The organism is Burkholderia sp. E168m15 (genome assembly GCF_016586105.1).
GTDB lineage: Bacteria > Pseudomonadota > Gammaproteobacteria > Burkholderiales > Burkholderiaceae > Burkholderia > Burkholderia orbicola.
Genome location: NZ_BCPO01000223.1, coordinates 1 through 16354 on the forward strand (window position 1 = coordinate 1; position 16354 = coordinate 16354).

Consider the following 16354-nt stretch of genomic DNA (forward strand, 5'->3'; position numbering starts at 1 on the left):
GGTCGCCGCGCAGCAGGCGCTGCCGGTGTCGGTCATCGTGCCCGGCGCGGCGCCGGCCGACCAGACGCTGACGCTGCCCGGCTCGGTCGCGCCGTATGCGGACGCGTCGATCTATGCGCGCACGAGCGGTTATATCGCGCACTGGAGCGTCGATCTCGGCACGCACGTGAAGGCCGGCCAGACGCTCGCGCAGATCTCGGCGCCCGATCTCGACGCGCAGTTGCGCCAGGCGCGCGCCGACGAAGCGAGCGCGCAGGCGAACTACGACTATGCGAAATCGACCGCGCAGCGCTGGCAGGACATGCTGAAAATGCAGTCGGTGTCGCAGCAGGACACCGACACGAAGGTCGCGGACATGAACGCGAAGCGCGCGATGCTTGCCTCAGCTCAGGCGAACGTCGCGCATCTTGCCGAGCTCGTGTCGTACGAGTCCGTCACCGCGCCGTTCGACGGCGTGATCACCGCACGCAACGTCGACGTCGGCACGCTGGTCACCGCGGGCGGCACGCCGGGCAGCCCGGGCCTGTCCGGGGAACTGTTCCATCTCGAACAGACGGACACGCTGCGCGTGTTCGTCGATGTGCCGCAGGACAGCGCGACCGGCGTGTCGGCCGGCACCTCCGTCTACCTGACGACGCCGCAGTATCCGGGGCGGCGGTTTGCCGCGCAGGTCGCGCGCAGCGCGGGCGCGATCGATCCCGTCACGCGCACGCTGCGTGTCGAGATCGACGTCGACAACCGCGACGGCGCGCTGATGCCCGGCGCGTATGCGCAGGCGCATCTCGTCTTGCCGAGTGCGGCGCCGGCGCTCGAGCTGCCTGTCAGTGCGCTGCTGTTCCGCCCGAGCGGCGTGACGGTCGCCACCGTCGGCGCGAACGGGCAAACCGCGCTGAAGACCGTGCAGATCGGGCGGGATTTCGGCACGCGCGTCGAGATCGTCGCGGGGCTCGCGGCGACCGATCGTGTGATCGACAACCCGGGGGATGCGATCACGGCCGGGGAAGCCGTGAAGATCGTGTCGACTTCGCACGATGCGGCGCCGGTTGCGGCTTCGTCTGCTTCGTCTGCTTCGTCTGCTTCGTCTGCTTCGTCCGCGCAGCCAGCGTCCGCGACCGGTGTGCACAACGTGCCGCCGCTGCGCGCGGCCGGCGTCGCACCTGCTGCGTCGACACCCGCTCCAGCGCCCGCCCGCGGCTGACCCATCGACGACGACTCACGAGATACTTGCCATGCGCCTTCCTCATCCGCTCCCGTTCGCTCGCCGCATCGTCGCGCTCGGCGCCGTCGCCGCACTGACCGCCTGCTCGACGCTGCCGCCCTATTCGCCGCCCGCCGTCGCGGTGCCCGCGCACTACGCGGGCGCACCGGCAGTACCGGCCGCGCAAGCCGGCTGGCACGTCGCGATGCCCGCCGACGACGCCGCGCGCGGCGCATGGTGGACCGTGTTCGGCGACGCCGATCTGAACGCGCTCGAAGCGCGCGTCGACGTGTCGAACCAGACGGTGAAGAAAGCCGTCGCCGACCTGCAACAGGCCCGCGCGATGGTCGACTATCAGCACGCCGGGTTCCTGCCGACGATCACGGCAGGCGCCGCGCAGAGCCGGGCGCGCGTGTCGCAGAACCGGCTCGGCTCGTCGCTCGCCGGCAAGACGACGCCCGACTACCAGGCAGGCGTGGCCGCGAGCTGGGAGCCCGACCTGTTCGGCCGCGTGCGCGATGCGGTAACGGGCGCACAGGCGAACGCCGCCGCGAGCGCGGCCGACCTGCAGGCCGTGAAGCTGTCGGTCACGGTCGAACTCGCGACCGACTATTTCGCACTGCGCTCGCTCGACACGCAGAAGCAACTGCTCGACGACTCGGTACGCGCGTACGCCGACGCGCTGACGCTGCTCAAGCAGCAACTCGCGGCCGGTGCGATCGACGCTTCGGCGGTCGCGCAAGCCGAGACCCAGCTCGAATCGACGCGCACGCAGGACACCGACATCGATGCGTCGCGTGCGCAGTTGCAGCACGCGATCGCGACGCTCGTCGGCGAGAGCGCATCGACGTTCGCGCTGCCGCCGCGCGTGCAGGCGTTCCACGTGCCGGCCATTCCGGCCGGCGTGCCGTCGCAACTGCTGGAGCGGCGGCCCGACATCGCGGCGGCCGAGCGTCGCGTGGCGGCCGCGAACGCGCAGATCGGCGAAGCGCGGGCCGCGTTCTTCCCGGATCTCGTGCTGTCGGCGAGCGCCGGCCTCGAAAGTTCGTTCTTCGCGCCGTGGCTCGCCGCGCCGAGCCTGTTCTGGTCGCTCGGCCCGCAACTTGCCGGCACGTTGTTCGACGGCGGCCGCCGCAGCGCGTCGCTGCGCGGCGCGCATGCGCAATACGACGGCGCGGTCGCCGATTACCGGCAAACCGTGCTCGTCGCGTTCCAGCAGGTCGAGGATCAGTTGTCCGCGATCGATGCGCTCGCGTCCGAAGCTGGCAGCCAGCAACGCGCGACCGACGCGGCCGACCTGTCGCTGCGGCTGACGACGAATCGCTTCAACGCGGGCGCCGTCAGCTATCTGGACGTGGTGACCGCGCAGACGATCGCGCTGACGAACCGGCGCACCGCCGATCAGATCGACGCGCGAAGGATCGAGGCCGAAGTCGGGTTGCTGAAGGCGTTGGGTGGTGGCTGGCAGGTGAGCGCGAGCGCCGGGGCAGACGCGGAATCGAACACCGGCAAGAAGGACGCCGCGGCAACCGCGCGGCCCCAACCCGCCGCCGTCACGCAGCCGGCGGCCGGTTGAACGTGAGCACGAACCGCGTGCCGCGCGCGTCGCTTTCGACCTGCGCGGTGCCGCCGTGCAGTTCCATCACCGAGCGCACGATCGCGAGGCCGAGCCCGGCCGTGCCGCCCGGCGCACCGCCGCTGCGCGCGGGATCGCCGCGCACGAAGCGGTCGAAGATCCGCGGCAGCAGCGCGGGATCGATCGGCTCGCCCGGATTCTCGACGACGACGCGTACCGCATCCGGCGTTTCATCGACGGCGAGCGTGATGACACCTCCGGCCGGCGTGTAACGCAGCGCGTTCGCGAGCAGGTTGCCGACGGCGCGACGAAACAGCTCGACGTCGGCGGTCAGTTGCCCGTGCCCGTCGACGCGCAACGTCGAGCCCGCTTCGTCGGCGAGCCCTTCGAAATACTCCGCGATGCGCTCGAGTTCTTCGCGCACGTCGAACCCGCGCTGCCGCGTGACGAAGCTCGGATGCTCGGCGCGCGCGAGAAACAGCACGTTCTCGATCATCCGCGCGAGACGGTCGTATTCCTCGAGATTCGATTCGAGCAGCGTCTGGTACTCGTCGACCGAACGCGGCCGCGCGAGCGCGACTTCGGTGGCGCCACGCATGTTGTTCAGCGGTGTGCGCAAGTCATGCGCGAGATCGGCGCTGAATTGCGACAGATGCGCGAACGCCTGCTGCAGGCGGCCGAGCATCGCGTTCTGCGCATCGACGAGCGCGCGCAGCTCGGGCGGCGCACGCGACGCGTCGAGCCGCGTGTCGAGCTTGTCGACCGTGATCCGGCCGGTGTCGTCGACGATCTCGCGCAGCGGCGCGAGCGCCTTGCGGATCAGCCCGTAGCCGAGCAGCAGCGCGAACAGCGCGCCGAGCCCGCCGGCGAGCTTGAGCCGGTCGCGGTAGCCGTCGAGCAGATCGGCTCGGTCGCGCATGTTGCGCGCGATCGCGATGCGGATCGGCGTGCGGTCGCCGAGCGCGGCCTCGATCACGACGCCGCGCATCGGCGTGCCGCCGTCGGCCGTCCACGTGACGAGCCGGTCGGCCGTGATCCGGTCGTTTGCGGGAACCGGCACCGCGTGCGGCGCGAACAGTTGCGCGTCGGCCAACGGAGCCGACGCGGCCGCCGGCGCATCGTCGAGCACGGCGAGCCGGACGTTGTGGCGCGCAAGCACGTCGCCCCCCGCATCGACGACGGCCATCGACAGCGCCTCGTTGCCCAGCACCTGGCTCGTCAGCCGCTCCGCGTGCGTGCGCACCGCGTCGAGCGACTCGAGTTCGCCCGCGAGCCGGCGCGTGTGGCGCGCGGCCAGCACGATGTCGAGATCGTCCTGCGTGTTCACCTGCCGCTCGAGCCCCGCATACACATACGCACCGACGAGCGCGAACGCGGCCAGCGTGGTCGCGGCGAACGCGAGCGCGAGCGTCGCGGCCAGCGAGCGCGGGCGCGTCATGCGTCATCCTTCGGTTCGAGCACGTAGCCGACGCCGCGCACGGTATGGATCAGCTTGACCGGAAACGCGTCGTCGATCTTCGCGCGCAGGCGCCGGATCGCGACCTCGACGACGTTGGTGTCGCTGTCGAAATTCATGTCCCACACGTATGACGCGATCTGCGTGCGGCTCAGCACCTCGCCCTGCCGGCGCGCGAGCAGTTGCAGCAGCGAGAATTCGCGCGGCGTGAGGTCGATCCGCGTGGCGCCGCGCTTCACGCGGCGGCGCACCACGTCGATTTCCAGATCGCCGACCGCCAGATGTTCGGTCTCGCGCGGCGGCCCGCGACGCGCGAGCGTGCGGATGCGGGCGAGCAGCTCGACGAACGCGAACGGCTTCACGAGGTAGTCGTCGGCGCCGAGTTCGAGGCCGTGCACGCGGTCCTGCACGTCGTCGCGCGCGGTCAGGAACAGCACCGGCGTCGTGTGCGTGTCGCGCAGCCGCTTGAGCACGGCCCAGCCGTCGAGCACGGGCAGCATCACGTCGAGCACGATCACGTCGTAACGCTCTTCCTGCGCGAGCGTCAGCCCTTCGCCGCCGTCCTTCGCGAGATCGACGCTGAAACCCGATTCCTCGAGCCCCTTCTTCAGGTACGCGCCCGTCTTCGGTTCGTCTTCGACTATCAGGATGCGCATGGCCGGCTCCGTCGCATTCGTGGGGACATCCGGCGATGTTACCCGGAAACGGCGACACGGCTTCGCTGCGTGCAAGCGCGAACGGCGTAGATGACAAAACGGTAATCAGACGGTCAGCCTGGCGTGCGATGGCGGAGCCGAGCGGTGGATTCCCGTCCCGTCAGCGCTGATGGGCGTCCGCCCGGCCAGCATCCGGTACGAAAGGTGCGGGTACTGACCGAACTGCTGCTCGAATGCCTGGGGCAGGACGCAAGCGAGACGGGAACGACTGCGGCCTGAGCGATGCATCGGTATCGATCGATTCGCCGAACGCGGCTAGGTCCGCCGACTCACGCATTGCCGCTCGCTTGCGTCGACGCGGTCGACCCAGCCGCGGTAGAACGCTCGGTACTTGAGCACGAGCTTGTCGTACTTGCTGTACGCGCCGCCGCCGTCCGGCTTCATCCCGTTCCAGATCTTGACGTCGTACCCCGCGGCCTGCCGGGTCTGGAGCCCGAACAGCACGTAGTCGGTCGCGCGGCGCAGGAGGCCGCCCACTTTCTTGATCGAGATCAGCATGTGCATGACGTTCCGGCCGTCGCTCACCGGCGTCACGCACTGGAGCAGCTTGTATTTGACGACGCCGTCCAGGGCGACGGTCATCACGCAGCCGCCGGGGTAGCCGTCGAAGTGCAGGTTCATCTGCGACATGTTCAGGCCCAGCGCGCGCGACAGCATGCCGAGGGGTCCGAAGTAACGGTTCACTGTGAAGTCGATCCCGGCGCCGAACCACGCACCCGCCCGCGCCAGCGACTCGACCTCCGGCCACTCGCGCCAATCGTCGCAGAGCTCGAGCTCGAAGGCCGAGATCGGCAGCGCGTGGACAGGGGTCGCGTGCTGCGCGTCGTAGAAATTCTCGACGATCCGCAGGACCGCCGTCGTCGTCTCGAACGCGAAGTGCAGGTGCATGAACTCGCCGTTGTCGACGTCGGCCGCGGCGATGTCGGGCAGCGGGTGCAGCGGCTGCGCGGAGCCGTACCAGACCCACACGTAGCCGTACCGCTCGGCGGTGACCCACGTCGGCTGGCGCGCGCCGCGAGGGACGGGCTCCAGCCGGCACACCGTCTGGTTGTGGCCGGGAATATGCACGCACTGGCCGTGCTCGTCGTACCGCCAGTGGTGAAACGGGCACTGGATGCAACCATCCTTGACCTGCCCGTCAGCCAGGTTCGCGCCAAGGTGCGCGCAATGGCGGTCCATTATCACGGCCCGGTTCGTCGTGCCGCGCCATGCGACGCACGGCCGGCCGAAGAGCGTCAACGCCGTCGGCTTGTCCTTGAGGTCGTCCGAGCGCATCGCGACGTACCAGCTCGCGGCCACCCGCGTGGTCGCGTCGTACACGCTCGCCGGATGTTCGTTGGCACGCACTTGATTCAATTGAACGTCGTCTATCATTTTCATTTCGGGGTCGGTCGACTACTTCAGCGCCAGGCCGATGCGGGTCGTGACGTACGCCCTGAGCAACGCGAACATCGGGTTGTAGTCGAAATACCGCTTCACCTCCGCCGGCGCGCTGGTCTGCGTCCAGTGCAGCAGTTTCATCGCCGGCAGCAGGCTGTACTTCGAGTTGTTGAGCTGCGGTTTGGCCCCGGTGATGCAGTACCCAAAGCCGAACATCGGCTTGGCGAACTCCCGTTCGTCGATGAGCGCGTGAATCCGCGCCGCAGCTTCCCCGGCCGGCTTGCGCCCCGCGCTCACGGCCTCGACCTCGGCCTTGGCGTCGTTGAACAACTGGTAGTACCCCTCCATGTCCGCGCACAGGTACCCGAGGTATGGGGGGTTGTCGTCGAGATGGTCGAGGGCGCGCTCGTCGCGCGACGCGCGGAACCTCGCGTGGGCTTGCACCAGCCGGAACTGCCCGAGGATCGTGCCGACCGCCCACATCCTGTGGAACGCGTCCCACAGCCGGAAGTCCGAGAACGCCGTGTAGCAGCAACTGACGAAGTCGTCGTTGTGGTCCAGCAGCTTCTGCTGCAGACGCTCGATGTACTCGAAGCGCTCGGGCGAGAAGTCATCGTCGCGCAGCGCCTTGATCAGGCGCGCCGCGAGCGCGTGGATGGTCACCGCGGTGTTCTCGAGCCCGCGGGAAAAAAGCGGATCGATGAATCCGTTCGCGTGCAGCATCAGGCAGTAGCGGTCGCCGACGCACGCGCGCGACGAGAACTGCAGGCGGTCGGTCCTGACCCAGTCGCGCACCGGCACGGCGTCCCGGAACTGCGCCGCGATGCTCGGGAACCGCGCGAGGAATGCATCGAATTCCTGCTGCGGGGAAATATCCGGTTTCGGATGCACACGCGGGTCGAGCTGCAAGCCGACGCTCACCAGGTTGTTGGTCGACCGCGGATGGTTGTTGAACGGAATCACCCAGAGCCAGCCGCCCTCGAACATGTGGTGCAGGGTCCCCTCGTGCCAACGCCAGCGCTGCCCCTTGACCTTGAAGATGTCGTCGAACGGCTTGACCCCGAGCATGTGCGTGTAGAGGCTGCGCGAGTGCGTCTTGAAGCGGCACGGCTCTTCGCGCAGCCCGAACTTGGTCGCGAGCGGCGCGCGTGGACCTCCGCAGTCGATCATGTACCGGCCGGTGAACCGTTCACCTTGCGCGGTAGCCACCGCGACGCCGTCCTCGTCGGCGTGGTATTCGGTCACGCTCGTCTTCTGGCGAACCGTGCAGCCGTATTTGATGGCGGCTTGCAACAGGTAGGCGTCGACGTCCTGCCGGTAATAGTGGCTCTCCGGCCCCCACGGCAGCTCGGGAATCACGCACTGCGTGAACTCCTTCGGATCGTGCTCCTCGCCGGGCTTGTGGAACACGAAGCCGAAGTTGCGCTTGATGCCCGTGCTCGACGCGACGTAACGCTGCGTCGCATAGAACGACGTGATGTGGTCGAGCTCCGGAATGCCGTAGCGATCGGCGATGATGCGGTTCATCAGCGACGTCTCGGGAATCGACGATTCGCCGATCGTGAAGCGCGGGTGCGACGACTCCTCGATGATCAGCACGCGAAACCGCTGCTTGGCCAGGATGGCCCCCATCTGCGTGCCCGACATGCCCGAGCCGAGGATGATCACATCGAAGTGGTTGCTGTCGTGTCCGTTCGCGAGGCTCTGCTGAGTCATGGGGGCACACTCTCCTGGTGGGATGGAACACATGGCCGCGCGCGTCAGGCGCCGGGGTCGTCGAGCGCAGCGCGAACGCGCGACCGTGCCGCACGCGTGAGCGTGAGCAGATCGCCGAGCATGCTCGGCGCGTAGCCTCCGCTGCCGATCGACGGGCCGCTGCGCCCGACTTCGTACGCGCGCTCGGCCAATTTGACGTGCGGCGCCCGGAAGCGCAGCAGGATCTCGAATACCCGGTCGACGGCCGCCAATCCGGCCTCGACCGGCTCGCCCCGCGCCCGGGCCGCTTGCGCTTCGCCGAGCACGCGGTCGACGAGCGCCGGCTGCCCGGCGAACCGGGCGTAAATCGCCCTGAACGCTGGCAACACGTAAGGCAGGTACGTCTCCTTGAATTCCCGATAACCCTGGTGGTCCGATTGCGCGCCCCACAGCACGTGCTCCAGCACGAAGAGCGGCATCTCCACGGCACCGGGGCCGAGATAGCTCCGGCCGCCGACTCGAATCGGTTCGTAGAACGGACGGAGTTCGTCGTAGAAGACCTGTAGCGAGATGAAGCGGTACGCATAGACGATCGATTCGACCATTTTCTGCAGATAGGCCGCCAGCGCGTCGCACCCTTGCGCGAACGCGGGCGAGCGCAGCGGCACGTCGGTCAGCTCGATGGTCAACGCGATGGCCGCCTCGAGGGCCGCCATCGAGATGCGCACGCTCTCGAGCAGGTGCGCTTCGTCGCGCAACCCGGTGTAGCTGCGCTGCGCGTCGGCCGCCGCGGGGTTCCAGACCGTTACATGCAGCAGCGTCTCGCGCGGCGGCAGGCCTGTCACGCGCGCCAGGTCGAGCAGCACCGGCTCGAGCCCGGGCACTACGTCCACAGGCTCGTGTCCATGCCGCTTGAGCGACCCGAGGAAGAACCCGATGTCCCGCATCGCGGCTGCCGCCTCGACAAAGCCCCAGCCCGAGTACACATCACGCGCCGGGAGAAACTCGCGCAACAGGCTGACGATGCCGCGCACATCCTTTTTATGGTTGAGGCCCGGCAGTTGCAGGACGAGCGCGCGCGCCTGCAGCGGATCGCAGGCCGCCACGGCAGCGTGCGTGGCCGCGCATGCGCATACGCGGTCCAGGACGGCCTCCACTACAGCGTCTCCGGCGTCGCGAGCGTCGGCCCGGGCTGGCTGCGAGACCGCCCCGCGGCGCGCTCGCGCAGCGAGCGCAGGTAATCATGGTTCGTCGGCAGGCTCGACCGCAGACGCTCGGCCTCGCGCCGGATTCGGGCGAACATCGCCTCGGCCTTGTCGATCGACTCCGGCCGGTGCCGCAACAGCGGCAGCGACTGGTCGGGCAGCAGCCCCAGGCCGGCAAAAATGCAGTAGTAGTTTCCGTTCAACCAGAAGTTCCGGAATTCGTAGTCGAAGGTTTCGTAGTATGTCGAATCGTCGAACGACGTGGTGGTCAGCGGCAGCCCCGCCTTGTAACGTTCGACCTTCTCCTTGATGGCGTCGGAGAGCCGCAGGTCGTGCCGGTTCGCGCGCCAGAACGGGGTGTCGTCGCGCGACGTCGTGAAATAGTGCGCCTGCACGAAATCCCGGCAGTCGTCGAACATGTAGACGATCTCGGCGTTGAAGGCGTCGGCCAACCGCGGGTCGAACGCGGTATCAGGGAAGTGCTTCACGAGCTGGTAAAGCGCCGCGTAGATGAAGTAGATGCCCGTCGATTCCAGCGGCTCCAGAAAGCACGACGACAGCCCGATGGAGACGCAATTATTGACCCACGCGCGCCTGTTGCGTCCGACCCGGAATTTGATCTGGTTGAGCGGCTGCTTGTCCGAGAGCCCCCAGAGGTCGAGGAAGTCGGCGGTAGCCTGGTCGCGCGACGTGAACTTGCTCGAGAACACGTAGCCGCTGCCGAATCGGCCCAGCATCGGAATCTTCCAGGTCCACCCCGAGTTCATCGCGATCGCCGACGTGTACGGCTCGATCCCCACACGCGCGTCGTCGCTGGGCACCGCGCTGGCGACCGCGCTGTCGCACAGCAGGTAGTCGGACATGTCGATGAAGGGCTCCTTCAGGGCCTGGTTGATCAACAACCCCCGCATGCCGGAACAGTCGATGAACAGGTCGGCTTCGAGCGTGCGCCCCTCCTTGGTGGACAGGCTCGAGATGTGGCCGCGGTCGTTCAGGTGGACCTGCTCGACCTCGTCGACCACGCGCTTCACCTCGCGTTCGGTGGCCCAGCGTTTCAGGAAATCGGCCACCAGGTGCGCGTCGAAGTGCCACGCGTGGGACATCTGGCGGGTGCCGTCGAGCGAGCACGGTGCCAGCTTGCCGTCGAGCGCCTCGGTCTGCGGATAACACGCGTATTCCATCGGCTGCTGGAAACCCTGTTCGCGCTTGCGCAGCCAGTAGTGGGTCAGCGGCACGCCGTCGCAGTTCGGCACGTTGCCGAACAAGTGGTAGAAGTGGTCGCTACGCGAACCGTCGGGAGATTTCCTCCAGTTCACGAACCTGATGGCGGACTTGAACGCGCCGTTCACCTGCGGCATCCACTCCCGCTCCGGTATCCCGAGGAAATCGAAGAACACCTTCTGCAAACTCGGAATGGTCGCCTCGCCCACGCCGATCCGGGGGATCGCCGCGGATTCGACGAGCGTGATGTTCGCCTGCTGCTGGAGCGCCCGGACGAGGTACGAGGCGGACATCCAGCCCGCCGTGCCGCCGCCCACGATGACGATATTCTTGATCGGGTGAGTCATGACACGCTTCCCATAGGATTTAAAACCTGAATGGATAGTGCCGCCTTGTCGAGTCGAACCGAAAAATCATCCCGTCACACGTCACGGCGTGGGTAGCTCGTCACGACAAATGACACCTGAAATGCGTAGCGAATTGCAGAAAAATCAAGCAACAATGCGAGTCCCTATTGCGCGCGACGGCACACCGCGAGAGGGACTCCGCCTCGACAGATCGACTTTCTTAGTCGGCGATCACCATTAGTGCATTTATATGATTAGCGAGCTCAATCTTTTACAGGTTTGCCGCATCATGCATTTGGCCCGTTCGACACACCATAGCAGCGTTCACGATGGCACACCGAGAGAAATTTCATATCAATCCCCGGCGATTCAGAGAAATTCCAAATCTCGGCAAACATCGATGAAATATCCCACGCCAAACTATTTACTTTTATCAAACAAAGAAATTCATTTTTTCATTTATAACGCCACCCCCAATAACCTTGTTTTCCAAAAAATAAAATGGCCGATGAAATTTACTTAAAAGAAATAAACGCTCAGCCATTTCCAAAACAAAGACCTCGACCTTTTCGAATTTCGGCGAGTTTGATTTTGACCCAAAAATAATCCGACTCGTCAGCAGAGAAATTCGTCATGATGTATCCCCGCGGACATGAAGGCCATGCGATGAAGACGAGCAAGTTCACGACAGCACGGGTCGCATTTGCACTGAAGCATTTCAACGGCGCGCCGACTCTGGCTGGACGCGAACCGCGACACTGATGAATCGAGGAGGCCGCGTGCCCATCCAGGAAGCCTTGCTGAAAATGTCGATGTACGTATCGCTGGTGCTGATCGTGCCGGGGCCGACCAATACGTTGCTGCTCTCGTCCGGGTTGAAGGTCGGCCTGCGTGGCACCTGGCCGCTGGTCGTCGCCGAGGCGCTCGGCTACGCGATCGCGATTGCCGGATGGGGATTCTTCCTGTCCGCGTTCGCTGCCGGCCGGCCCTGGCTTTATGACGTAGTCAAGCTCGCGAGTTCCGTCTACATCCTTTTCCTCGCGCTCAAGATGTGGACGCACAGCCGCGTGCTGCAGGACGTATCGATCGCGCCGGTGAGCTTTCGCGACGTGTTCGTCGCGACGATGATGAACCCGAAGGCGCTGCTGTTCTCGAGCACGCTGTTTCCACTGGAGGCGTTCAGGTCGGCGCACTATTTCGCGTGGGCGCTCCTCGTATTTCTGGTCGTGCTCGCGCCGATCGGTGTGGGCTGGTCGTCCCTCGGGGGGCTCCTCACTTCGCGACGCGCGTGGGCCGCCCGCACGTCGACGCTGCTGCGCGGCGCCTCGCTCGTGTTGTTGATGTTCTCGGGCACGCTCGTGTACTCGGTCGTAAACCGCTGACCGACGCCCGCGCGGCGCCGCAATCGATTTCCATCCAAGGGAACATCGTGGACATCCAACGGACGAGCGGTGCATTGATGCCATACCTCGACCGCCCCCCGCGGTTCACGTGCCCATATCAATCGTGGCCAACCTCGCGGTCAGGATCGATGGTCGAGCGGGTGTTCCGCCTGCTTGACCAGCGCCTGTAATCCGCTGGCGTCATGCCGATAAGCTGGCCGAACGCGCGCCGAAACGAAGTCTCGTCTCCGTAACCGCATTGCAACGCGACCTGCTTGATACTCGCCCCCGGTGTTTCCAGCAGCACACAAGCCATTTCGATTCTGACGCGCGTAATGAACCCTTTCGGCGATTCGCTGGTCAAGCCCTTCAGTCGACGATGCAGGGTCCGTTCGCTGAGACCCAGTGCGCCGGCCAGCGCTTCCGCGGTCATGCCGGGGCTGGCATGGCGGACGATCTGCTCGGCTTGAAGCAGGAGCGGATCGGTAGCATTCACGTATCCCCGAGGGGCGTATACCAGCTGCGGCAGCGGCGTCGTGTCGGCCACCGAAATATCGGCGGCCAGGCGAGCGACGTCGGCCCCTGCTTCCCGCCTGATGACGTGCAACGCCAGATCGACCCACGACAACGGCCCGCCGGTCGTGACGATGCGATCCTGTTCTTCCACGGCGGTGCCCCACACCGGGCGCGCTTTGGGAAACCTCTGCCTGAACGCATGGTGCAACCACCAGGTCGTCGTGCACCGCCTGCCGTTCAACAGGCCGGCCTCGCCCAACACGAAGGTCCCCGCACAGGCCGCGCCCACCAGCGCGCCGTCACGATGACGCGCTCGCAGCCACGCGGCTGCCTGCGTGGTCGAGGCGGACACGGGCGGTAGCCGGTCGGGACCGAGCGCCATGCCGGTGACGAGCGCGACATCGCATTGCGTCAGTTCATCGAACGTGGCATCGACCGGAATCAGACGGCCCTGTGGGTCCCGCAACGCCCGCCCGTCGGCGCTCGCGATGACGGTCTCGAAGCCGGACACGACCGGCTGCCCGTGAGCGCCCCCGCCGGGCGGTGCCCGCAATGCCTGGGCGGTCATCCAGAACAGGTCGGCAAGACCCGTAATGGGAGACAGCAGGCTCCCTTCGACTGCAACGATTCCTATCCGCACGCGGTACTCCGTCAATTCGGCCGGGTTGGCGAATTTTGCACGAACAGCAGTTTGCCTGCCAACTGAAGCGTGCCGAGCCGGCCTCTCGGGCGACGACCGCTCTCGAATCCTCGCTGAGCCACCTGGTTGCGCCACTTTGCGTCACAAACGAGGCCAGAGCGAAATTGCGAGAACACGTTTCGCCCCGGAAGATATTTGCGGGCGTGGAGAAGCAGTTTGCGGCCCGATGGATCGAAGCGCAGCTGATTCGGCGCGAACCGACTGGATGCATGCCTCGGCGCGGACGGCGCGCCGCGTCGCTTTAGCGAGTACAAGGAAAATGACTCATCGAGACACCAAGTCGGTGGACTACATCGTTGTCGGCGGCGGATCGACCGGTTGCGTCATCGCCGGACGCCTCAGCGAAGACGAACGCTCGAGCGTCGCCCTTCTCGAGGAAGGGCCGCGAGACCGCAGTCCCTATATTCATATCCCCGGCGCCTACTACAAGACTGCGCAAGGCCCGCTCCTCAAGCGCATCCCGTGGCATCCGGCCCAAGGCCACGCCCGCCCCGCAATGCCGACGATGGTCCAGGCCAGCGTGCTTGGCGGTGGAAGTTCCGTGAACGCGATGATCTACATCCGTGGCGTCCCGTCGGACTACGACCAGTGGCGAGATTCCGGCGCGACCGGCTGGGGCTTCGATGACGTCCTGCCCTACTTCAAACGCTCGGAAGACAACGAGCGCTTCTGCAACGACGTCCACGGCACCGGCGGCCCGCTGCGCGTGTCCGACATCCCGCATATTCATCCGTTGACCAAGGCATGGCTCAAGGCCTGCCAGCAATCCGGCTTGCCGTACAACGAGGATTTCAATAGCGGGCATCCGGCCGGCTGCGGCCTTTATCAGATCACCGCACGCGATGGCCGTCGCAGCAGCGCTGCCGTCGCCTACATTCATCCGGCGCTGAATCGCCCCAACCTGACGGTCCGTACCGGCGTGCGGGTCACGCGAATTCTGATCGAAAAAGGCCGTGCAGTCGGTGTCGAATTCCGGCGAAACGGGCGCATCGAGCAGATGCGGGCGAATCGCGAAGTCATCGTTTCGGCGGGTGCGCTCAGTACCTCGAAGCTGCTGATGCTGTCCGGGATCGGACCGGCCGCGGCGTTGCAAAGGCACGGAATTGCCGTCGAGCAGGACCTCCCGGGCGTGGGCCGGAATCTTCAGGACCACATCGAAATTTCGCTCGTCTACCAGTTGAACGGACCGTATAGCTACGACAAATACAAGAAGCCGCACTGGAAGGCGCTGGCCGGCCTGAACTATCTGTTGTTCAGGAACGGGCCGGCCGCGTCCAACCTGATCGAGGGCGGCGCGTTCTGGTGGGGCGACAAGGAAGCCTTGACGCCCGACATTCAATATTTCCTCGTGGTCGGCGCCGGAATCGAAGAAGGCGTCGACAGCGTGCCGGGAGGCAACGGCTGCACCATCAATCTCGGACAGATCCGCCCTCGCTCGCGCGGCTTCGTCGAGTTGTCGGGACCCAATCCGATGGACGCCCCGCGAGTGTTCCCCGAGTACTTCAGCGATCCGTACGACCTCGAAGCGGTGGTCGACGGTTGCGAAAAGGCGATCGACATCATGGGACAGCCCGCGATCGGCAAGTACATCGCGCAACGGATCGTACCGGGCAAACAGGCAGCCAGTCGCGACGAATTGAGGAAATTTGTCCGGCAGGAGGCGCACGCCGCGCTTCACCCTTGCGGAACTTGCCGCATGGGCATCGATAGCGACTCCGTGGTGGACCCTTCGCTACGCGTACACGGTATCGACGGACTGAGAGTGGCGGACGCGTCGATCATGCCGAACATCATTTCGGGCAATCTCAACGCCGTCTGCATCATGATCGGCGAAAAGGCAGCGGACCTCATCCTGGGCAAGGCGCCGCTGACGCGCATCGGGCAAGCATCCGTTCCGATCGATTCCGAAGCGTCTCGAGTCACTTCGTGATCCTGCGCTCGAGCAGCGCAATCATTCCGTTCTCGACTGGACAATTGAACATGGCCGCACACGGCAAAGCAAATGCCTTGATCTTTCATACCACTGTCTCGAGGTTTTCCAACCTGGTCACCGACCTCGACACGATCGCCGCAATCGGGTTCGACGGCATCGAGCTGGGTGCGGACAAGCTGGAAGCGTACCTCGCGTCGGGCTACGGCGCCGACGACTTGAAAGCGCTGCTCGAAGACGTCTATGTCCCCGGAATGGGATTCCTGACCGATATCGAGCGGCAGGGTCGGCAAACATCGGAGATGTACGCGCGTACCGACGCGTTGTTCGAACTGGCAACGCTGTCCGGCGCGCAAGGCGTGCAGGTACTGACCGGGCCGGTCGACGTTCGGTCGGTCGTCGAATGGACGCAAACCGGGAGGACGGACCGTTACGCCGGCGTACTCGGCCTGCCGCACGCGCGGCAGATCGCGGTCACCGCGAAAAATCTCGCTCGTCTGGCCGACATGGCCGCCGAGCGCGGCCTGGTGCTGTACCTGGAAGCGCTGTCGTGGGCGCCTGTCAGCGGCATCGACAAATCGATCCAGCTGATCGATGCAGCCGGTCGGGACAACGTGAAAATCGTCATCGACTACTGGCACTGCCACACGTCCGGCGTGACACCCGACGACATCGCGAAGCTGGACGCGCGCCTCATTCATGGCGTCCATGTGTGTGATTCGCTCCCTTTCCCCGGCGGGATTCCGGACGAACAGGTGCTCCGCGACGTACCGACCGGAGAAGGTGTCATCGACCTGCAGCAATGGACCGATGCGGTCAAGGCAACCGGCTATCGGGGATGGTGGAGTTGCGAGTTGTTCTGCAGAAAGCAGCAGCAACAGAACGCCGCAACCGTTGCCGCACAGCTCAAGCGCCTGCTGGCGCGCCTCGTCGCGTAACCGCCCCATGTGGCGCCCGTCACGCGCCACTCGCCGTCCGATCGCGAGCCCCGTATCGTCCCGTTTGGTCGGTCCCGCTCGCCCGTCAGTGCCG

12 protein-coding genes are annotated in these 16354 nt (G+C 65.8%); 5 read left to right on the forward strand and 7 right to left on the reverse strand.

Features of this window, described 5'->3' with window-relative positions:
* On the forward strand, positions 1-1198 hold a 1198-nt coding region (locus tag JMF86_RS33860; protein WP_201317374.1), incomplete at its 5' end, for an efflux RND transporter periplasmic adaptor subunit.
* 31 nt (positions 1199-1229) lie between these two features.
* Positions 1230-2774, forward strand: coding sequence for an efflux transporter outer membrane subunit (locus JMF86_RS33865; protein WP_201317375.1), 1545 nt, complete (start codon positions 1230-1232; stop codon positions 2772-2774).
* Here JMF86_RS33865 and JMF86_RS33870 read toward each other — a convergent pair.
* From JMF86_RS33870 to JMF86_RS33895, 6 genes are all read right to left on the reverse strand, one after another.
* On the reverse strand, positions 2752-4212 hold the full coding sequence (locus JMF86_RS33870) for a heavy metal sensor histidine kinase (protein WP_201317376.1): 1461 nt from the start codon (positions 4210-4212) through the stop codon (positions 2752-2754). The genes JMF86_RS33865 and JMF86_RS33870 overlap by 23 nt on opposite strands.
* On the reverse strand, positions 4209-4886 hold the full coding sequence (locus JMF86_RS33875; protein WP_011545700.1) for a heavy metal response regulator transcription factor: 678 nt from the start codon (positions 4884-4886) through the stop codon (positions 4209-4211). The genes JMF86_RS33870 and JMF86_RS33875 overlap by 4 nt, the downstream gene beginning before the upstream one ends.
* A gap of 315 nt (positions 4887-5201) precedes the next feature.
* Entirely contained in the window at positions 5202-6317 is a 1116-nt protein-coding gene (locus JMF86_RS33880) for a Rieske 2Fe-2S domain-containing protein (protein WP_200161728.1), read from the reverse strand.
* 24 nt (positions 6318-6341) lie between these two features.
* On the reverse strand, positions 6342-8042 hold the full coding sequence (locus JMF86_RS33885) for an NAD(P)/FAD-dependent oxidoreductase (RefSeq protein WP_200161693.1): 1701 nt from the start codon (positions 8040-8042) through the stop codon (positions 6342-6344).
* 44 nt (positions 8043-8086) lie between these two features.
* The gene (locus tag JMF86_RS33890) at positions 8087-9178 is read right to left on the reverse strand and encodes a monodechloroaminopyrrolnitrin synthase PrnB family protein (RefSeq protein ID WP_200161694.1); all 1092 of its coding nucleotides are present in this window, start codon (positions 9176-9178) and stop codon (positions 8087-8089) included.
* Entirely contained in the window at positions 9178-10794 is a 1617-nt protein-coding gene (locus JMF86_RS33895) for a tryptophan halogenase family protein (RefSeq protein WP_201317377.1), read from the reverse strand. The genes JMF86_RS33890 and JMF86_RS33895 overlap by 1 nt, the downstream gene beginning before the upstream one ends.
* Positions 10795-11573: 779 nt before the next feature.
* On the opposite strand from JMF86_RS33895, the gene JMF86_RS33900 reads away from it, so the two are divergent.
* A complete protein-coding gene (locus JMF86_RS33900) occupies positions 11574-12176 on the forward strand; it encodes a LysE family translocator (protein WP_175788844.1) in 603 nt (200 codons plus the stop codon).
* Positions 12177-12294: 118 nt separating this feature from the next.
* On the opposite strand, the gene JMF86_RS33905 is transcribed toward JMF86_RS33900, so the two are convergent.
* Entirely contained in the window at positions 12295-13332 is a 1038-nt protein-coding gene (locus JMF86_RS33905; protein ID WP_201317378.1) for a GlxA family transcriptional regulator, read from the reverse strand.
* Between the two features lie 343 nt (positions 13333-13675).
* On the opposite strand from JMF86_RS33905, the gene JMF86_RS33910 reads away from it, so the two are divergent.
* Positions 13676-15322 carry a GMC family oxidoreductase gene (locus tag JMF86_RS33910; RefSeq protein WP_236593051.1) on the forward strand — a complete coding sequence of 549 codons (1647 nt, stop codon included), beginning with the start codon at positions 13676-13678 and terminating at the stop codon, positions 15320-15322.
* Positions 15319-16260 (forward strand): sugar phosphate isomerase/epimerase family protein, encoded by a 942-nt coding sequence (locus tag JMF86_RS33915; RefSeq protein WP_236593052.1) that lies wholly within the window; start codon positions 15319-15321, stop codon positions 16258-16260. Before JMF86_RS33910 ends, JMF86_RS33915 begins: the two co-directional genes overlap by 4 nt.
* The last annotated feature ends 94 nt before the right edge of the window (positions 16261-16354 follow it).